Annotated in this window: 17 protein-coding genes; 6 read left to right on the top strand and 11 right to left on the bottom strand. The window is 39.3% G+C overall.

Annotation, left to right across the window (positions count from 1 at the left end):
• Positions 1-176 precede the first annotated feature (176 nt).
• Both R4Z10_RS06830 and R4Z10_RS06825 read left to right on the top strand, forming a co-directional pair.
• Entirely contained in the window at positions 177-1427 is a 1251-nt protein-coding gene (locus tag R4Z10_RS06830) for a flavin-dependent oxidoreductase (RefSeq protein ID WP_338472452.1), read from the top strand.
• 12 nt (positions 1428-1439) lie between these two features.
• A complete protein-coding gene (locus tag R4Z10_RS06825; protein ID WP_338472451.1) occupies positions 1440-1733 on the top strand; it encodes a Dabb family protein in 294 nt (97 codons plus the stop codon).
• A 142-nt stretch (positions 1734-1875) separates the two neighbouring features.
• Here the strand turns inward: R4Z10_RS06825 and R4Z10_RS06820 are convergent, their stop codons facing one another.
• Entirely contained in the window at positions 1876-3249 is a 1374-nt protein-coding gene (locus R4Z10_RS06820) for an aromatic acid/H+ symport family MFS transporter (protein WP_338472450.1), read from the bottom strand.
• A gap of 582 nt (positions 3250-3831) precedes the next feature.
• On the opposite strand from R4Z10_RS06820, the gene R4Z10_RS06815 reads away from it, so the two are divergent.
• Complete coding sequence (locus R4Z10_RS06815) at positions 3832-4140, top strand: IS3 family transposase (RefSeq protein ID WP_338472449.1); 309 nt, start codon at positions 3832-3834, stop codon at positions 4138-4140.
• Between the two features lie 35 nt (positions 4141-4175).
• Here the strand turns inward: R4Z10_RS06815 and R4Z10_RS06810 are convergent, their stop codons facing one another.
• The 6 genes from R4Z10_RS06810 to sigY are packed head-to-tail and all read right to left on the bottom strand — an operon-like array spanning position 4176 to position 7123.
• On the bottom strand, positions 4176-4952 hold the full coding sequence (locus R4Z10_RS06810) for an ABC transporter permease subunit (protein WP_338472448.1): 777 nt from the start codon (positions 4950-4952) through the stop codon (positions 4176-4178).
• Positions 4949-5839, bottom strand: coding sequence for an ABC transporter ATP-binding protein (locus R4Z10_RS06805; protein ID WP_338472447.1), 891 nt, complete (start codon positions 5837-5839; stop codon positions 4949-4951). The genes R4Z10_RS06810 and R4Z10_RS06805 overlap by 4 nt, the downstream gene beginning before the upstream one ends.
• 13 nt (positions 5840-5852) lie before the next feature.
• Positions 5853-6044, bottom strand: a complete 192-nt coding sequence (locus R4Z10_RS06800; RefSeq protein ID WP_338473177.1) for a PLD nuclease N-terminal domain-containing protein — start codon at positions 6042-6044, stop codon at positions 5853-5855.
• A gap of 11 nt (positions 6045-6055) precedes the next feature.
• The gene (locus tag R4Z10_RS06795; RefSeq protein WP_338472446.1) at positions 6056-6271 is read right to left on the bottom strand and encodes a transcriptional regulator; all 216 of its coding nucleotides are present in this window, start codon (positions 6269-6271) and stop codon (positions 6056-6058) included.
• Complete coding sequence (locus tag R4Z10_RS06790; protein ID WP_338472445.1) at positions 6268-6594, bottom strand: YxlC family protein; 327 nt, start codon at positions 6592-6594, stop codon at positions 6268-6270. Before R4Z10_RS06790 ends, R4Z10_RS06795 begins: the two co-directional genes overlap by 4 nt.
• A gap of 4 nt (positions 6595-6598) precedes the next feature.
• Positions 6599-7123 carry an RNA polymerase sigma factor SigY gene (gene sigY / locus R4Z10_RS06785; RefSeq protein WP_338472444.1) on the bottom strand — a complete coding sequence of 175 codons (525 nt, stop codon included), beginning with the start codon at positions 7121-7123 and terminating at the stop codon, positions 6599-6601.
• Positions 7124-7602: 479 nt separating this feature from the next.
• Between sigY and R4Z10_RS06780 the strand changes: the two genes are divergently transcribed.
• The 3 genes from R4Z10_RS06780 to R4Z10_RS06770 are packed head-to-tail and all read left to right on the top strand — an operon-like array spanning position 7603 to position 9250.
• Entirely contained in the window at positions 7603-8265 is a 663-nt protein-coding gene (locus R4Z10_RS06780) for a hypothetical protein (RefSeq protein ID WP_338472443.1), read from the top strand.
• Positions 8265-8684, top strand: coding sequence for a DUF3231 family protein (locus R4Z10_RS06775; RefSeq protein ID WP_338472442.1), 420 nt, complete (start codon positions 8265-8267; stop codon positions 8682-8684). The genes R4Z10_RS06780 and R4Z10_RS06775 overlap by 1 nt, the downstream gene beginning before the upstream one ends.
• Positions 8685-8725: 41 nt before the next feature.
• Positions 8726-9250 carry a DUF3231 family protein gene (locus R4Z10_RS06770; RefSeq protein WP_338472441.1) on the top strand — a complete coding sequence of 175 codons (525 nt, stop codon included), beginning with the start codon at positions 8726-8728 and terminating at the stop codon, positions 9248-9250.
• An 86-nt stretch (positions 9251-9336) separates the two neighbouring features.
• Here R4Z10_RS06770 and R4Z10_RS06765 read toward each other — a convergent pair whose 3' ends face one another.
• The 4 genes from R4Z10_RS06765 to R4Z10_RS06750 are packed head-to-tail and all read right to left on the bottom strand — an operon-like array spanning position 9337 to position 17117.
• Positions 9337-13803 carry a hypothetical protein gene (locus R4Z10_RS06765; protein WP_338472440.1) on the bottom strand — a complete coding sequence of 1489 codons (4467 nt, stop codon included), beginning with the start codon at positions 13801-13803 and terminating at the stop codon, positions 9337-9339.
• On the bottom strand, positions 13781-14527 hold the full coding sequence (locus R4Z10_RS06760; protein WP_338472439.1) for a DUF6063 family protein: 747 nt from the start codon (positions 14525-14527) through the stop codon (positions 13781-13783). Before R4Z10_RS06760 ends, R4Z10_RS06765 begins: the two co-directional genes overlap by 23 nt.
• Positions 14524-16035: a hypothetical protein gene (locus R4Z10_RS06755; RefSeq protein ID WP_338472438.1), complete on the bottom strand. Its 1512-nt coding sequence runs from the start codon at positions 16033-16035 to the stop codon at positions 14524-14526. The genes R4Z10_RS06760 and R4Z10_RS06755 overlap by 4 nt, the downstream gene beginning before the upstream one ends.
• Positions 16032-17117 carry a Wadjet anti-phage system protein JetD domain-containing protein gene (locus R4Z10_RS06750; RefSeq protein ID WP_338472437.1) on the bottom strand — a complete coding sequence of 362 codons (1086 nt, stop codon included), beginning with the start codon at positions 17115-17117 and terminating at the stop codon, positions 16032-16034. Before R4Z10_RS06750 ends, R4Z10_RS06755 begins: the two co-directional genes overlap by 4 nt.
• Positions 17118-17234 lie beyond the last annotated feature (117 nt).

Below are 17234 nucleotides of genomic sequence, written 5' to 3'. Positions count from 1 at the left end.
CATTTCTAATACCTAGTTAGAGTGGGCACGCACATCCGAAATTTGATAAAATTTATCAAAAATAAAGAATTATTTATCTTAGGGAGGTTATCCATGTTTATTTGCTGCAAAAGTAATGCTAAAATTAAAAGATATATAAACAACTATTTTTAGATAATGGTATGGGGGAGAAACAATTGACAAAAGAAAATAAGGCGATTATTGTCGGTGGTGGTATCGGCGGACTCGTTACCGCCCTTAAACTTCACCACGTTGGCGTATCAGTGCGTGTATTCGAAAGTGTAGAAAATATAAAGGCTTTAGGGGTAGGTATTAATTTACTTCCACATGCTGTACGAATTTTAACTGAGCTGGGATTAAAAGACGAGCTTAAGAGACAAGGTATCCCTACGGCTGAATTAAATTACTATAACAAATTTGGTCAACAAATATGGCATGAACCAAGAGGTTTAGATGCTGGTTATAAATGGCCACAATATTCCATTCACCGTGGCCGTCTGCACATGATTTTGTTAGACGCTGTAAAAGAACAACTCGGTGAAAACATGATTGTTACTGGCCATCATCTAAAATCATTTCAAACATTTGATGACGGGGTTGAAGCCACCTTTGAAAATAAAAAGACTGGAGAAATCGTTGGCACATACCGTGGGGATTTCCTCATCGCAGCAGACGGAATTCATTCCGTCGTTCGGAAACATTTTTATCCAAATGAAGGGCTTCCGAAGTTTAGCGGTAGGATTTTATGGCGTGGGATCACTGAATCTACTCCATTTTTGACAGGAAAATCAATGATTATGTCTGGGTTCCAAGATCAAAAATTTGTGGCTTACCCTGTTTGTCCGGAGACTGCTGCAAAAGGCCGTTCCTTAGTTAACTGGATTGCGGAACTTTCCGTACAAGGCGATGTTCCTCCTCGCAGTGATTGGAACCGGAAAGTGGATAAAGAAGTTTTTGCACCTGCTTTCTCCAATTGGGATTTCGGCTGGTTAAATGTTCCAAAATTAATTGAAGAAACCGAAACCGTTTATGAATTTCCTATGGTTGACCGTGACCCACTTCCACGGTGGACATTCGGAAGAGTCACTTTATTAGGTGATGCAGCCCACCCTATGTACCCGATCGGTTCAAATGGAGCCTCACAAGCCATCTTGGATGCGGATGCACTTGGACAAGCATTTGAATCGCAGCCTACGGTTGATCTTGCTTTAAAAGCCTATGCTGATGCAAGAATGGAGCCAACAGCCTCAATCGTAATGAGCAACCGACAAAATGGACCGGAAAGTGTCATGCAAATTGTCGAAGATCGTGCACCAAATGGCTTTAACCATTTACACGATGTTATCACTCAACAAGAGTTAGAGGATATTGCAAACAAATATAAAAAAATTGCCGGTTTTGACCGCCAAACATTAAACAGAAAGTAGGTACGGCCGTAAATGATTGAACATATCGTCTTAATCAAATTTAAAAATCAACTATCAGATGAACAGCTCAATGGACTCATTGAAAGAACGATGGCTTTAAAAGATTTTATTCCAGGGATCATTGATATTCAGCAAGGACGGGACTTTTCCAATCGAAGCAAAGGTTACGAGATTGGACTCACCGTTCGTTTTGAAAATCAAATCGCGCTTGAAAACTATGACTCCCATCCAAAACATATAGAAATTAAACAACACTTGCAAGAACTTGGTGTAGAAGACATCATTGTTGTTGATTTTAAATTTTAATATCTTAAAATAGATCGCAAAAACCCCCCACTTTCAATGAATGGGGGGTTTTTTGTTATGATTGGCAATTGAGCAAGCTAAATACTTCCTCAAACAAACAAATCCCGGACAACTTTCCCAGGTTTGTTCATTTCATATTTTGCTACTCTACCACGATCACTTCTCCTTTTGGGTTTGAAACCACTTTTCCTTGTAGTTCTAGCTCATTCTCATTAAAATACGCATATTTATCTTGTACAAATAGGATTGCCACACCACCAAGAACGGCAGCACTTGCAATCGCGGCGAAATTATACTGTGGCGCGAGACTTAATGATAGTAAAATCCCTACAAATATTGGGGCCACAATTCCGCCCAAACGTCCAAATGCCATCGTACTCCCAATCGCTGTTGAACGCATATTGCCTGGATAATATTGTGAAACGAACGCATTCGATAAATTTTGTAATCCCACTGATGCAGCACCAACAACGGAAAGGAGCGCAATAACAATAAAGATATTTTTCGAGAAGCCAATTAAGGATAAAGCAATAGCCCCGCTAAAGAATAAAGGAACAAGCACTTTTTTAAATCCAATCTTATCCACTATTGGACCAAAGATGATTGTACCTACAATCGCCCCCAATTGTGTGACTGCTGTTAAAGCAAGACTTGAACTTAGATCATAACCGACTTCCATCATAAGAGAAGGTAACCATGTATTCATGGAATAGATTAAGACGAAAGCACTAAAGCAAGAAATCCAGAACATAAGCGTACTAATTCCTCGCTTGTCCCCGAAAAGCTTAACAACAGGCGAGCCTGCTTCTCTAACAGCTGGTTTCACAAACTGAACTTCAGATGATTGGTTTAGGTGTGAATCAATTCTACCAAGTGTCTTTCTCGTTTCCTCTAACTTTCCTTTCTGTAGTAAAAAGTCGATCGACTCTGGAAGACTCTTTATTAAAAAAGGAATAAATAAAATTGGAATTCCTGCAAGCCAAAACACAGATTCCCAACCAACCGTCGTGATTAAAGAGCGACCTGTAAGGGCAGCAGCCATGGCTCCCACGGAATATCCACAAAAAATGAAAGATACAATTGCCGTACGGATACGCTTAGGAGAAAATTCGGTTGCTAGAGCAATTACATTCGGCATAACCCCTCCAAGACCGATCCCCGCAATTACACGAAATATCGTAAATAGAACAGGGCCATCCGCGAAACCAGATATAAATGTGAAAAAACTAAATAAAAAAGTGGTGAATATGATAATCTTCTTACGACCGATCTTGTCTGAGAGAATACCAAAAACAACCGCTCCAGTCGCTGTTCCAATGACTGTATAACTTCCAATTGCACCTGCTGTTACCCCAGATATCCCCCATTCCTGTATAAGTGATGGAACGACCGCTCCATAAATAACAACATCGTACCCATCAAAAGCAATAATTACAAACAGCCAGAATACGAGAATCATATGAAAGGAATGAAAACGACTTTCATTAATGATATTCATTGGATGGATCTTTTGCATGTTTATAACCCCCTTGTTTAAAATTAAGTTCTTAATTTGAGTAACCGTCTCATCCCCCTCTTCTCGTTTCGTTTCCAAATAATCAAAATACTCACGAACCGATAATAATCACATCAAATTAATTTTTATCCGTTAATTATATGTAAAATAAAAATAACTTTCAATCTTTTTCGACAAATCACAGTAGTTGCCCCTTATAAGGGATATATAGTATAGATGAAAATACGACATATCTACATTTCAGGGGCAAAACTAGAATGGCAAAAAGGAAGCAAGTGTCGAAGTTAAGTGGGAGGCTGTACGTCAGATTTTAGATGGTAAGAAATCAGTTAGAAAGAAGGCGGACAGTTTAAATCTACATCGCGATACTGTTAATCGTTGGGTTATTGCATAGAAAGAAAAGGGACAAAACGGCTTTAAAAATCATTCCGCTCATAATCCCCCAATCGAAAAAAGGTAGTCAAAAGGTTAGAGATTTAGAAAAAAGCAAAAGGAAGTAGAATTGGATAATGAGATATTAAAAAAATTCCAGGCCTTTCTCAAGGAGAACGAATAAGCACGAAATTTGAAGCTATTTCGTACTTGGGGAAGATTTATTTAGTAGGCCTTCTTTGTCCCATATTTGGAATCTCTAAAAGTGGTTATTATGCCTATCTTAAAAGACCAAAATCACAAGCATCCGTTGAAGACGGTAAATTACTAACTAAGATAAAAAGGGCTTTTACTCTTCATAAAGGTACATACGGAGCCAAACGAATTGCTAAATATTTTACTTCCAAAGGAATGCTTGTGAACCACAAAAAAGTAGCAATTTTTTCGAATTTTTACGGTGTTCATTTATTAGGTTCTTCCACAGTGACCACCCGAATAATACTTTCCATTTTTAAATAAATAGTAATAATTGGTGAAACACAGAAACCGATGTATCAAAACCTTTCAAGCTTTCTAAAGGCATACACTGCTAATCCAAAAAATAGGAACGATAAGGCCAAGGTACTGATGGATAGAAGAGATGTCGATCGTTGCCATTCTCCCTCTAATAAAATAATTGAAGCTTCTGCGCGCAAATTAGCTGGATTCCATTCCATATATTTCGGCAATAAAGTTGTAAGAAGACTCATAGCAGCTAAAAACATCACACTGGCTCCTGCAATTCCTCCACTATTCCGTAACAGAGTTCCCAAAAAAAGTGTAACCGCAGTAAGGAAAACAAGCCAAAGACTATAAACAGCTAAGCTTGCGAGCATCAGGGTCCATGGCACCTGATCAAATAAGATATTTGTATAATACCAAGTTAAGAGGTAACTTGCTGTCAATGCGACAAGCAAAATGCAAAGCTGTGCCACATATTTACTTGCCATATACTGTGTTGCACTCACAGGCCTCATCATCACAAATGATAATGAACCGAATTGTCGCTCTTGGGAAATTACATTCATCAACGCCAGAACGAACAATAATGTTCCAATGGTTCCATATTGAGACAACGTCCCCATTAACACTTCCGCTCCCGACGGCATTGGGATATCAATAACAGCTCCTTCAGGAAGATTTCCCGCCATCTCAAGAATTTGCGGCATATAATAGCTTGTCAGTGGTTGCGAAATGCCAATCACCATGAGCACGATTGGCAGCCATATCCATTTCCCACTGCGCACGCTATCCATCATTTCTTTTTTAAATAAAACCATAAAAATTCTCATCGCTCCATCACCTTCATATATACGTCTTCCAATGAATCTTGCAAAACTTCAAAATGACTTAGCGTTCGCTGTTGCTGCAAAACTGTCTCAATTAATTGATTAGAATAAGCTAAATCCATCCCAATCTTAGCCGTGCAAGGATCAAAATACTCGACCTTTCGAATAAAACCCAACTGTTCGAGCGCCCCTTCTAACGGCTCTCTTGTTTGCAGCTTAATGGTGAGCGAATTATATTCTTTTTTTAAAGCCTCTAACGTCCCATCCCATTTTAAGCTTCCATCTTTCAGCATGAGGATATCCTCACACACTTGCTCAGCATCATGTAAAATATGTGTTGAAAACAGAATGGTCATCTCGCTTTTTAGTCGCTGTATTAACTGGAGCACATCTCTTCTGCCAGTCGGATCAAGAGCTGAAACTGGTTCATCAAGAATAAGCAATTCCGGTTCATGCAACAATGCCTGCGCAAGCCCTAACCGCTGCTTCATCCCTCCTGAAAACCCACCGATGTTCTTGTTTTTTACTTCCTCAAGTTGAACAAATGCCAGTATCTCTTCCATCCGAACGGTCAAATTTTTTTTTGGAACTTGGGACAATTCTCCAGCAAATTGAAGAAACTCCGCTGCGGTCATCCAGTTGAAAAATGAAGGGTGTTGCGGAAGAAAACCAATCCTTGACCGCACATCTTTTTGCTTGTTTTCTGCAAACTCAATTTTTCCTGTCGTCGGTGTCAACAACCCTGCGAGAATTTGCAAGGTCGTTGTTTTCCCAGCGCCGTTCGGACCAAGCAAGGCGATGCAACGCCCCTTTCGAATTGAGAAGGAAAGTGGATGGACGGCGGTATGCCTTTTATATTTCTTTGATAAATTTTTGACGGTTACGAGCATGTTCCTTCCCCCCTTAACTTTTTTTTCGACCGAATAGAAAGTAAATGACCGGCCCCACAATATTCACGAAGATGATGATAACAAACCACATCCATTTCGGTCCCTTCGTCTCCTCTTGTTTTACACAGTTCACAAGCGCAAAGATCATTAGAATAAGTTGCAAAACCAAAGGTGGTGCGACAAGCGCCCAATTTACATCAACGATTGTGTTCATATTTATTCCCCCGTTTCATGATGTTTCTGTTTTCTTTTATAAGGTAAAATGACAAATAAGAGATAAAACAAAGTTGGCATTGGAAATTGAATCAATCCCCAAAGCCCCCAAAACCATGCAAACCCGTTTTTCTTTTTCGCATCAATAAACAGCAGCGTACTTTGAACAAGTAAGATCACAACAAGAACTGGAATTAAGTAAAGTTCCCAAGTTTTCATCCGAGAATATTCCTTTCCTTCTTCTTTCTTTTTACCAAAATATAATAGACAATTGGCCCTATAATCATTGCGAGTATTTCAATCGCAATAAAAAGGCCAGGAGCTCTCAAAAAACTAGTGATGAAAAATCCTAAAATACAGAGTGCTGTTACGTAAAAAATCATTAATTCTTTATAAAGTCGTTTCTTCTGTTTCTCCTTGTATTCAGCGATCTGCCGTTTCATTTCGATCGCTGAAATTGACGGATTCCCAGCTAATTCATCAAGCTGCTTCCAATCCTGTTGTAACTTCTGAATTGGAGTTTGTTCTTCACCTTTCTTCATCAACTCACCCCTTTCGTAATCGTTTTAACCCATTATGAACCCTTGACTTGACTGTACCTGGACGAATCCCCATCATTTGTCCGACTTCTTCATACGAATACCCGTAATAATGATGTAAAAGAATCGGGACTCTCACTTCAACCTCCAATTGGTTAAAATCTGCTAACGCATCGCTCCATTCCATCCCTTTTGCATTCGCTTGCCAAGATAGCTGACGAGAAAGGGTCTGTTTGAACTGACCTAGCCAATTCTTTTCACGTTTTTTCTTGCGAAGAAAATCCAAATACAACCTTGTTGAAATTGAAATCATCCAAGTCGAAAACTTTCCTTCTCCTTTAAAAGAGGAAAGATTCGTATAGCACTTGAACATCGTGTCTTGGGCAAGATCTGCACTCACTTCCTCATCAAGAGTGAGTTTTAACAAATATTTATATAAGAATGAATAATAGCTCTCGAAAAGCACAGTGAATGCATCTTGATCTCCGGATCGTGCTTTTTCAACTAAGATCCTATCTTGCTCATGTTCCATACGCTCCCCCTTTCTATCCGATTAATTATTAGACGTTTGAAACTGCCAGATCGTTCATTTCTTTTTTTATTTTTTTCGAGCAGTAAAAATTGCTTTCTTGCTATCTTTTCACCACTCATATTGTTCGATTTAAGTTGTCTTTATTTAGAATAAGTAAAACTTAAACTAGCTTCAAAAGCTATATAATTTTCTCTCTGTAGGTTTCAAAAGTTAGTCAAACATAGTTATTCACGCTCCTCTTAATACTGTCTTATGTTGACCCTCTATCCAATCCAAACAAAAAAATCTCCTTAGCATATGGAGATGTTCCCAAATACTAAGGAGATTATTATTATTAAAAACTTGCCTTTGGCTTTGATTCCCTATACTTAAATTGGTTTTCATTAAATGTAAGTAGTTACATTCGAAAATAAAACGTTCTCTATCCTCTATCGAATGAATGAATGAATGAACCTTCCACTCCCACATAATTGGAAAAAATGGTTACAAATTTCAGGGAAGATTTAACCGTTTCCATAAAAGGGTCGACAGTGAAAGGACATTTTGATCGATATACGGTCATGAGTTGGATCAATTATGATATCGCTCCAGATGGATATGGCTTTTTAATTCCCTTTTCAGAAAAAGAAGCAAATATTTCCATAGCCATTCCAGACAACCCCGATAACAACCGATCGATTAATGACTTATGGGATATTTTTTATAAAAAGGTTCGTAATAAATTGAAACAAGATTTGCCAATCACGGACGGATTTCAAATTACAAACTATCCTATTGGAATTTGTCGTTCTGCTCGAATTGGAAATACGTTTTATGTAGGAAATTGTTTTGGAAGTATGATGCCTTTTATGGGATTTGGTCAATATACTGCCCTATTAAGTGGAGTCTATGCCGCCTATGATCTGTGTGATTTAGGAAAATATGAAGAATTAATGGAACCGCTGCGCCAAAGTTATGAAAACTCGCTTGTGTTAAGGAGAGCAATGGAACAGCTATCAAATGAAGGAATTGACCGTATTATACGATCCCTTCAAGGGTACTGGGGAGAAAAGTTATTCCAAACTAAAACCATTAACCCATTAAAAGTGGCAAGTTATTTACTTCGCCCTTATATAAAAATGAAAAAAGGAGTCACCTCATAATGACGAATGAAGAGCACATTTCTCTTACTGCTTCTGAACTCGGTTTTCTTTGGACCGGATATTCCATTAATGAAATGTCAATCTGGTATTTAACCGCATTTTGTGAGCAAACGAAAGACGAAGAGATTCAAAACCTATATTCATTTGTGTTACAGAAGAATACGGAAATTGTCAATACACGAAAAAAGCTTCTCAGTGATGAGGGGTATCCGATTCCAGCTGGCTTTTCAGAGAAGGATATCAATAAACACTCATCCGCTTTGTTTTCCGATCGATTCTTATTATACTACCTCCATATGGGAGCACGACTGGGTCTAGAATTTCATTCACGATCACTCGCTCTAGTACTAGGGAAGACATCCGAAAATATCATGGGGATTGTCTATATTCCGCCATCAGCATCTATGAAAGGGTCGTGAATCTTCTTCTAGATAAAGGAGTCTACTGGAGACCCCCTTCCTTGCCGGCACCCTCAACGATGGAAGTAGTACAAAAATCGAGTTATTTAAATGGATGGGTTGGAGATACTCGTCCGGTAAATAGCATGGAAATCGCTAATCTTTACCTGATAGTAGATACTCTATTAATCATCGAAGCACTTTCTATCGGCTTTGCTCAAACATCAGATTCTGAAGAGGTTGTTGAATTATTCCAGAAGGGTGCTTCAGTTGCTAAAAAACAATATGAAGCTTTAGGAGAAATTCTTAAGCAAGATGAACTTCCCATTCCACCTAGTTATGCAGCCGAAATATCCGGTTCAAAAACGAGACTGTTTTCCGATCGAATCATGGTTAACCATATCGCTGGTTTATTCGGTACACTTTTGTCCCAGTACGGTTTTTCACTTGGCACCATAATGAATCATGAATTAGTTGCATCCTATTCTACCCAAATCAGTAAAGCTGGAGCATTCTCAGAAAAAATCACGCGATTTCTTATTGACCATGAGTGGTTGGAAAAAGTACCCGGTGCCATATCTAGATGAAATTCAAAAAACTTGGGGATGGGTAAGTCCCCAAAAAATTCGGGTCGTCACTGTGACGACCCGAATTAAGAGAGTGACGACGGAATTTACGACGTGATGATTTCTTCTCCCTGATAGATCCGAAATGCTGGCACGATGGTGTCTGACACGATTTCTTTGCCCTTTTCACGAACAAAGTCTAGTTTGTAATAGGCTTGGAATCGCTGGCTGATTTCGGTTTTAACCAATTCAGGCGGAGTGACGACGATGAATTGGAACTTCAGCTTTTCAGCGACTGCGAAGATCGGATCAAGAACATGGGCTGAAGCCGCTTGTCCAAATGGATTATCACAAACTAACGGAACCCAACTTTGATCGGTTTCGCTTTTTACCGATAATAACATCATCATCATGACCATGCGTGCGGATAATTTCTGTCCACCACTTCCATCGGATTTCGTCTTTGATCCTTGATTAATCGTCTGCCATGTAGAATAATGCTCTCTTTGCGGTTTCCCATACATAAAGGCATTATCCGTTCTCATATTATAGACGAGCAGTTCCGGATAACGATTTCGAAGAGCGACAAATAAAATTTGCTCATCACTGATTAGTTTTTTGATTTCTTCATCTAACGTTCGATTTTGATCGTCAATCATATCAAATTGTTTTGTAATTTTGTTGATGGATGCTACGAAATGCTGCTTTAAGAGCGGCTCTACCTCTTCTGCCCTTTTAGGCAGAATGTCATCTTTAAGCTGGACGAGCGGGAAGGCACCACGTTCATTTTTCAGCTTCATTTTCGCAATCATTGAGCGAATCGCCTCTGAAATGCTCATAACTTTCATACTGGCACGGCTGGCCCAGAAATTCTGCGCTTTCTCAGCCCATTCTTTATCACGTTCTAATTGTTCCAAACCACTCTGTGAAAATCGCTTCATATTTTTTACAATGCTTCCTATATGGCTATAATGCCTCGTATCCATATGGTCGAGCGTTGTTAACACTTCATTTTTAAAACGAAGCTCCCAATCCTTTCCTTCAATTGTGAGCTTTAAATTTCGTAATGATTGCTCGATTTTCGCATGCTTTTCTTTGCCTTCTTCTTCAATTGCTTGATGTTTTTCACACCAAGATAAAATACAGGCTTTGCCTTGGCTCTTAATTTTCTCCAAATCTTCATCTGTAAAAGCGGCCGCTTCCTCTTTTAAAATAACGGATAACGTTAACAGATCCCCTTCAAATCCGTTAATGTTCGACTCGGTTTCCTTCTGACGTTTTTCCGTCTTCTTGATCTCGTCTTTTGTCATTTTCGTTTGGTCTTTAATCTCAACTTCCTTTATTTCTAAATCAAAATCTGCCCATTCCTCAGGCTGCTTTTCATGCTTGGCCACCTTTTTTGCTGACTTATCTCGTTGATCGATACTATGTTGCAAAGAGGTTTCAGCAGCAGTGATGGCTTTATCTTGTTCCCGTTCCACTTTCTCAGCACTTTTCAGTTCCTTTTGTGCCGTTTGCAGCATATTTTCTAAAATACTTATCGGTTCATCCGGCTCTGATGCCTCTTTCCATTCCTTGTCATGCGTTTTTAATTTTTTTTCTAATTTCGTTTGCTGCTTTTGTTCCGATTTTCTTTCCGCTTCTAAAGCAAGCAATTCTCCTGATTGTTCTTCTTTTGACTTCTGAAGCTGTTTTAACTCTTCCATTTTTCCATTCATCTCTTCTAATAAATAAGACGATAAACGCGGAATCTCTTCACTAAGCTCTGCCTTTTCGTCAGCTGGAAATACCGCTTCTTCAATGAAAAGAGCAATCTCCTTCAAATTTTGTTCGATCGACACTTTCCATTCGACATACGTCTGATTCCATTCATTCTGCAATTCAATCATCGATCCATGCTCTTTGGCAATTTCCTTCTGCTGTTCTTCCAAGGCTTCTTTCTGTTTCTCTTTCTCCCCTTTCACCCGTACATTTTCTTGATGAAGCGTCTTTTCACGTTCATACTCTTCTAATGTTTCAAGATCCTTTTTTAGCTCGCCAATTTTACGCTTTGTCTTTTCCTGCTGTTCCTTAAACAGAAGCTGTAATTCCTTTTCCTTATCCTGCCCGGTTACAACTTCCTGTAATTCCGCTTTTTTAGATAGCAGCGACGTCTGTTCCTGATCTAAAGCCTTCTCTAGTTCACTGGAAAGCTCGCTTGAGAGGAATCGGTCGATTTCTTTTAACATTCGGCGGTAGGACGTTTCCGTTTTTTCTATTTCGATCAGCGTCTCTTGCTTTTCATCAATTTGTTTTGCAATCTCTATTTTCCAATCGGTGAATTGACTTCGATTGGTTAACAAGCCTTTTTCCGTTCCATTCAGGATTACAAAGGTGGCTGGATGATGGTCACTGTTCATTTCTTCACGTAGAAAAATCGGAACAGGGCTATTAAACAATCTTCCGGAAAGGAATTGTTGATTCACTCTTTGCCATTGCTGCGCGCTCACAACTAAGCCATAAGGAAGAAGCGGATTTTCCTGTAAGGACTTCGCCATTTCTCCTGCTGGTAAAGATTGTAAAAATTGGGACCCATAGAACACATCAATCCCGGTCTTCTCATCAATCCATTCCTTTAATTCCTTCACATCTTTATTGGCAATCCAGAAGGGCTCATCGTTCAAAGAATGATCCAACTGAAGTTCCCAAAGCTCTTTTTTGATTTGTTCGGCTGACTCTCTATTTTTGACTAATAATTCTTCCATTTCCATCGCATATTTCGATAGAATGGCATGTGTGAACGTCTCTGTCACGTCATCTAAGATCCCCTGAAGCCGGTCTAATAGTTTAGCTTCTTTTTGCTTTTGAACCTTAATGGCTGCCTTTAACTCTTCACACTTCTCTTCTGAAAATTGAATCGCTTGATTAATCGTACCTTGTGAGGTAGCTAGACCATTTTGGCGCTCATTTGAGTCCTTCATTTTTACCTGCAGCTCATCCAAACCAGCCTTTTTCTCTTCAATCCCTTTAGAAAGACTGTTCGTAAAGCCCGTGAAATCATAGGTTAACCGGTCGCCAAATTCCTTAATCAGAGCGGCTTCCTTCGTCTCAAAATGATGAATTCCCGTATAAAGAGCATCAATTTCCGTTCGAAGCTGGGCAATTTCGGTTGTCTTTTGTTTATCTTGCTGCGCCAATCCAGCTGCCTTTTTCTTTAAAGATAATTGGTAGCCTGAATATTTTTTAACGGCTTCTGCTATCGATTGTGAAGATTGTTCCCACTGCTCTTTTGCCTCTTTCCTAATTTCATCCATTCGCTGATTGGTTTGCTCTAACCCGCTGTTTTGCTCCAATGTTGCAATCTGCCCAGAAAGAGCACGTATCGTTTGTTCGTTTTCATGCCACTCTTTTAATAAGAGTTGAAAGGAGAGCTCATCTTTTTGCTCTTGCTTTTCCTTCAAAATCTCTTGTAGAGACGCATATTTCTCTCGTTCTTCTCCTAATTTCTTCTCCCAATCTAGGACTTCTCTATGTGCCTTCGCAAATTCTAAATTGTCTTTTTGAAAGCGTAAATCCGCTTGTTTGAGCATTAATTTTTCCAGTTCTTTTTCTAACGTTAGAAGTGTTTCCTCCTCTGTTTGCTTCAAATGCTCTAAAGCCCCTAAGAGCTGTCTGCCAGTCTTTATACTTTCATCCACAATATCTTTATGCTGTACACCGTTTGCGACATGCTCTTCAAATGGAACAATATCTTCTAAAAATTCCTTATGGGCTTGCTCTCTTTTTAAAAGAATTGGAAGGTCCTTCGCAATGCTTGCCTGACTTTTAAAAATTTCAACGAGGTCGTTCTTTTGATGTTCTGTTCGATATAGAACTTGACTGATTGTCGGAATGATTCGTTTTTGAAAAAGAGAATGGTCATCCTCAGCGCCTTCAAAATACTTTCCGACTCCGCCCTCATCCTTATTGATATCTTTCATAATATCCCAGTCTTTACGATTAATTCCGTACGTATCCAAAATCCGATAATGCTTCTTCGTATCCCGGTACACATCATAACCGTTCCATTTAAGATAGTCCTTTAAGTTTTCCGTATCGGCAACCTCATCATTTTCATAGAGAGGAAGATGCTCAAGCGCGGCCTCTTCTCTACTTTCGAATTCTCTCGTATAAAAAGAAATATTCGGCAAGATCTTCGCTTCCTGCTCCAATGTTTTCCCTTCCGGAATGCCTTCTTCATTCATAGAAATCCGTTGTTCAGCTGAAAACATGCCACCGGTTACTAAATGTCTGTGATCACTACCATCTAATTCCCATTGAATAACGACATGAAAGGTATAAGGGATAAATTGCTCTTTATGATTAAAAAAGAACTGTTGGTAATACCGATTGTTTTGCTTTCCCCACGCAGTCCCCGGCTTAAGGATTTGGAAGATGGTTTGAAGAAAAACACCCTTACCTCCCCCATTCATCATGGAAATTAAACCATTTGTGGAGGTCTCTTCATTATGGAAATTAAACGTCGTATCCTTATACTGCTTTTGCATGCCATCATACTTCAGGCCGACAATTCTAATTCGATGGATTTTCGGCATGCTCCCCCTCCTCTATAGTCATCAGTTTTTTAAACATTTCATAACGATCATAATCATGATATAAATATTCAACCCGTTCAAACAGCTCTTGTTTTGGAATCGCCTTAGGAATATCCTCACGATCAAGAACAACAATTAGCCCCTCCGTTTCTAATAAACGCATGGCGCTCGCAATCAAGCCAATTCGAGTCCGTCGATTGCCTTTTTTCATTCCATAATCCTCTGTATCCACTTCCATGTATTTCCAAGTGGTGACAACGTCCTTCATATCAATCTTTTCCTCTTCCCCAAAGGAAGGATTATTTTTCAGAATCGAGTCCCAATTCCTCACTAATTCGTTCACCTGTCGTTCCAATGCATAATAACTGATTCCTTCCCGTTTCGTACGAATTTTAGCCGCCTGGTTTTGGTCAATAGCTGCTAAAAAAGACATGATAACGACGCTCATGAGATGAAAGTGTTTTTTCGTTTCAACTTGCTTATGCTTTTCTTTCATATGGGTAAAATTCGTCGCAAACACGGAGCCTGTTGGCTGGACGACCAAATGGATCCGCTTCGGCGACTCAATGATAAAGGTCCCTGATTCATCGGCCATTAAAAGAACGGTCTGTCTCACTTCAGGATCAAAATACGTTTGAAAGTGTTCGCTCGTTTCATCGATGACCTTTTCTTTTAATAGTGTAAAATAGACGGCTGATGCTTTTTTGATACTATCCGCATTCACTTTGCTTCTCCTCCCTCTAAACAGATCTTAAATGGGGTGATTTTCATTTGCTGCCATTGGAAAGGCTCTGCTTTCGGATCAAATTTCGTATAAATTTTCAAGCCCTCAAACATTTGAAACTGCGGGTATTCCTTCATTAATTTAAAAAGGAGAATTTCCCGCTCATCACTTAATGTTTCTTCTAACCGATGTAGGACTTGGATCTTTAACGGCTTTTTATCAAACATCATCCATAAATCGATCGTTTCGGACTCTTCCATCCACAAATCCTGCACTTCTACTGGCAACGTCTCTAAATTCACCAAGGAGAACTCCCCGTATGTTTGTAAGTATTGAAACACATAGCTCCATGCCTGAATCACAGAATCCCAGTTTGTCACCCGCTTCCGAGTAACTGCCTCTTCTACCTCTTCCTCAATAACAGGATCCTCTTGTGGCTTTTCATCAAATTCTTGTTCCCCCCAAATCCAATCTAATGGCAGAATGAATTCATTCTTAGGTGAAAACAAAGGTGAAAGGACCTGTTCAACCATCTCAAAGCGCTGAACCCCTTCCTTAATGAACCAATTTTCATAAATATGCTCTCGAAACGAAACAAGGCTTGTTTCCCAAAACAAGGAAGGGTTCTCCGCTTTCAGTTTCATCTCATAGGAGATATTTTGAATCACCAGCTTCGCAAATCGGTCATGAAGCTGCCGTGTATGACCAATCTTTTCCTGAAGGAGCATCAATTCCTTCTGAATTTCATCCTCTTCTTCATTTCTTCGTTTCGTTTTCTCAATCATGCTTGTAATTGTGCGGAAATGATTTTTTTCTTCTTCAAATTGGTTTTCAATTTCAGCACGATTGTCAGCCCTTTGCCATTCTTCTTCTATTAATAAGATTTTGGGGTTGTTAATCATTTCTTTTTGAAAAGTAAATTCCTTTGCCATTAAGCGGTTGACTCGTGAAATGAGGTTATCGAGGTTTCGAGTAGCTTTTCTAAAATTACCGTTTTTAATCAACTGCATGCTATAAAGCTGTTCAATCGTAATGGAGAACTCCTCCGCCATTTCCCTGCTCATAAAAATCATTTCCTGGGCAACATCTGTCAGTTTATAGACAATCGAACCGCCCAGCTCTAAATTGGTATATAATTCATCCATCGTCACATAGCGAAACACTTGCGTCTCCCAGGATTGTTTCATTTCATCAAAATACAAGGCTTCAAACGGTTTACTATACTCTTCCTTGCCCTGATAAAGAAGCCCGCTTGTAATCCGTTCAATTTGCTTCTCGTCTCCTAAAAGCTTCATTTGTTTGATCGTATCTTCTACGACGTAACGAATATCTGACTTTCTTCGATGGTCATCATCATTTAGTTCCCTGTAGAAGATCGTGAGAAGCACTTGCATGAGAATGGTTTGCAGATGGGGCTTCAGCTCGCCTACTTCCATTCCTCTCCCAAGCTCGAACAGTGGATTTAATCGTTGCATTCGCTCGGCGAATCCTTCCCATGATTCATTCACATCCAATTCCTCCATGTTTCAATTGTTAAGACCTCTTGGGGAATCCGTTTATTTTCCTGCCATAGTTGCTGTAACAGCTCTTTCTCCTCTTCCGTAAACCATTGAAAGAATGCATCACGGGATTGGAGCACTTCATTTAAGTTTTGGGTTTGACCTAACTTTTGCTCATTGCTTTGTTCCAGACATTGAAGCATTTTTCGATATATTTTTAATGCAGGCTGGATACAGCAATCGGAGTATTTATCGATCAATCGCTTTAGGATTCCATAGCCCGCAGCATCAAGATCCCCTGCATAATAGAATAAATAGTTTTTTTGTGGAAACATTTGAAAGAAAAAGGCAAAACTCTCTTCGATTTTCGTCCCTTCCCCATAAATAATTAACTCAGGTTCATAATCAAGCCCATCCATTTCCAATAATTTAATGGAAGTATGAAAGAATGAGAGATTCTCAACGATCAATACGCGCTGAACATCCTTAATCTCTTTTCCTTGCTTCAACCAAAAGACAAAAGGCTCTCCATAATGCATCATTTTAAGCTCGTCTTGAGTGATACCAATTCGTGCGAGAAAACCCTTTCCCTCTGGAAATTCGTCCCCGTCGATCAGAAACTTTTCATGACCAAACAACTCCAGACTTCTTTCTTCAATAGACACGTTTTCCCGTTCCCCACTAGACTTTAGAAACGCGTAGACCTTCTCGATACGCTCCCATTCCTCTTTTGTTTGCCATTCTGGATGCCTTTCATAATAGGAGAAGTCAAACACATCACTTAATTTCATCATCTCGAGCCGATCCCATTTCACTTCCTGGGCTTTTATATTAACCCAGTAAAATAAAGGAAGGGCCGGCGTTTTTGCATTGTATTGATGATTTTGAATCGGTGTCAGCCTTCCTTCCTCTTCCAACCCTTGAATGGCTTGATAAAATAACGAATACCCATCCATTTCAAAATAATCGTCGGTAAGCTTCCGTAACTGCAATTCTAAGTCATTTATATTCATTTTCCTTTTTTGCTTAGGGTGTTGAATGTCTTCAATAAATCCTCTTACCCTTGTTTCAATGACATCGATTGTACTCACCTGCTTTAACTTTCTTAGAGTGATAGAATATATCTAACGATCAAACATCTCTTAATTATAAACTAGCATATTATTGTTAGATAATAAATTTTTTTATTTCAAAACCACCTGGGATGA

The organism is Niallia sp. XMNu-256 (assembly GCF_036670015.1).
Taxonomy (GTDB): Bacteria; Bacillota; Bacilli; order Bacillales; family Cytobacillaceae; genus Bacillus_BD.
Note: the sequence above shows the minus strand (reverse complement) of the source record. Positions and strands in the feature narration are given on the sequence as shown.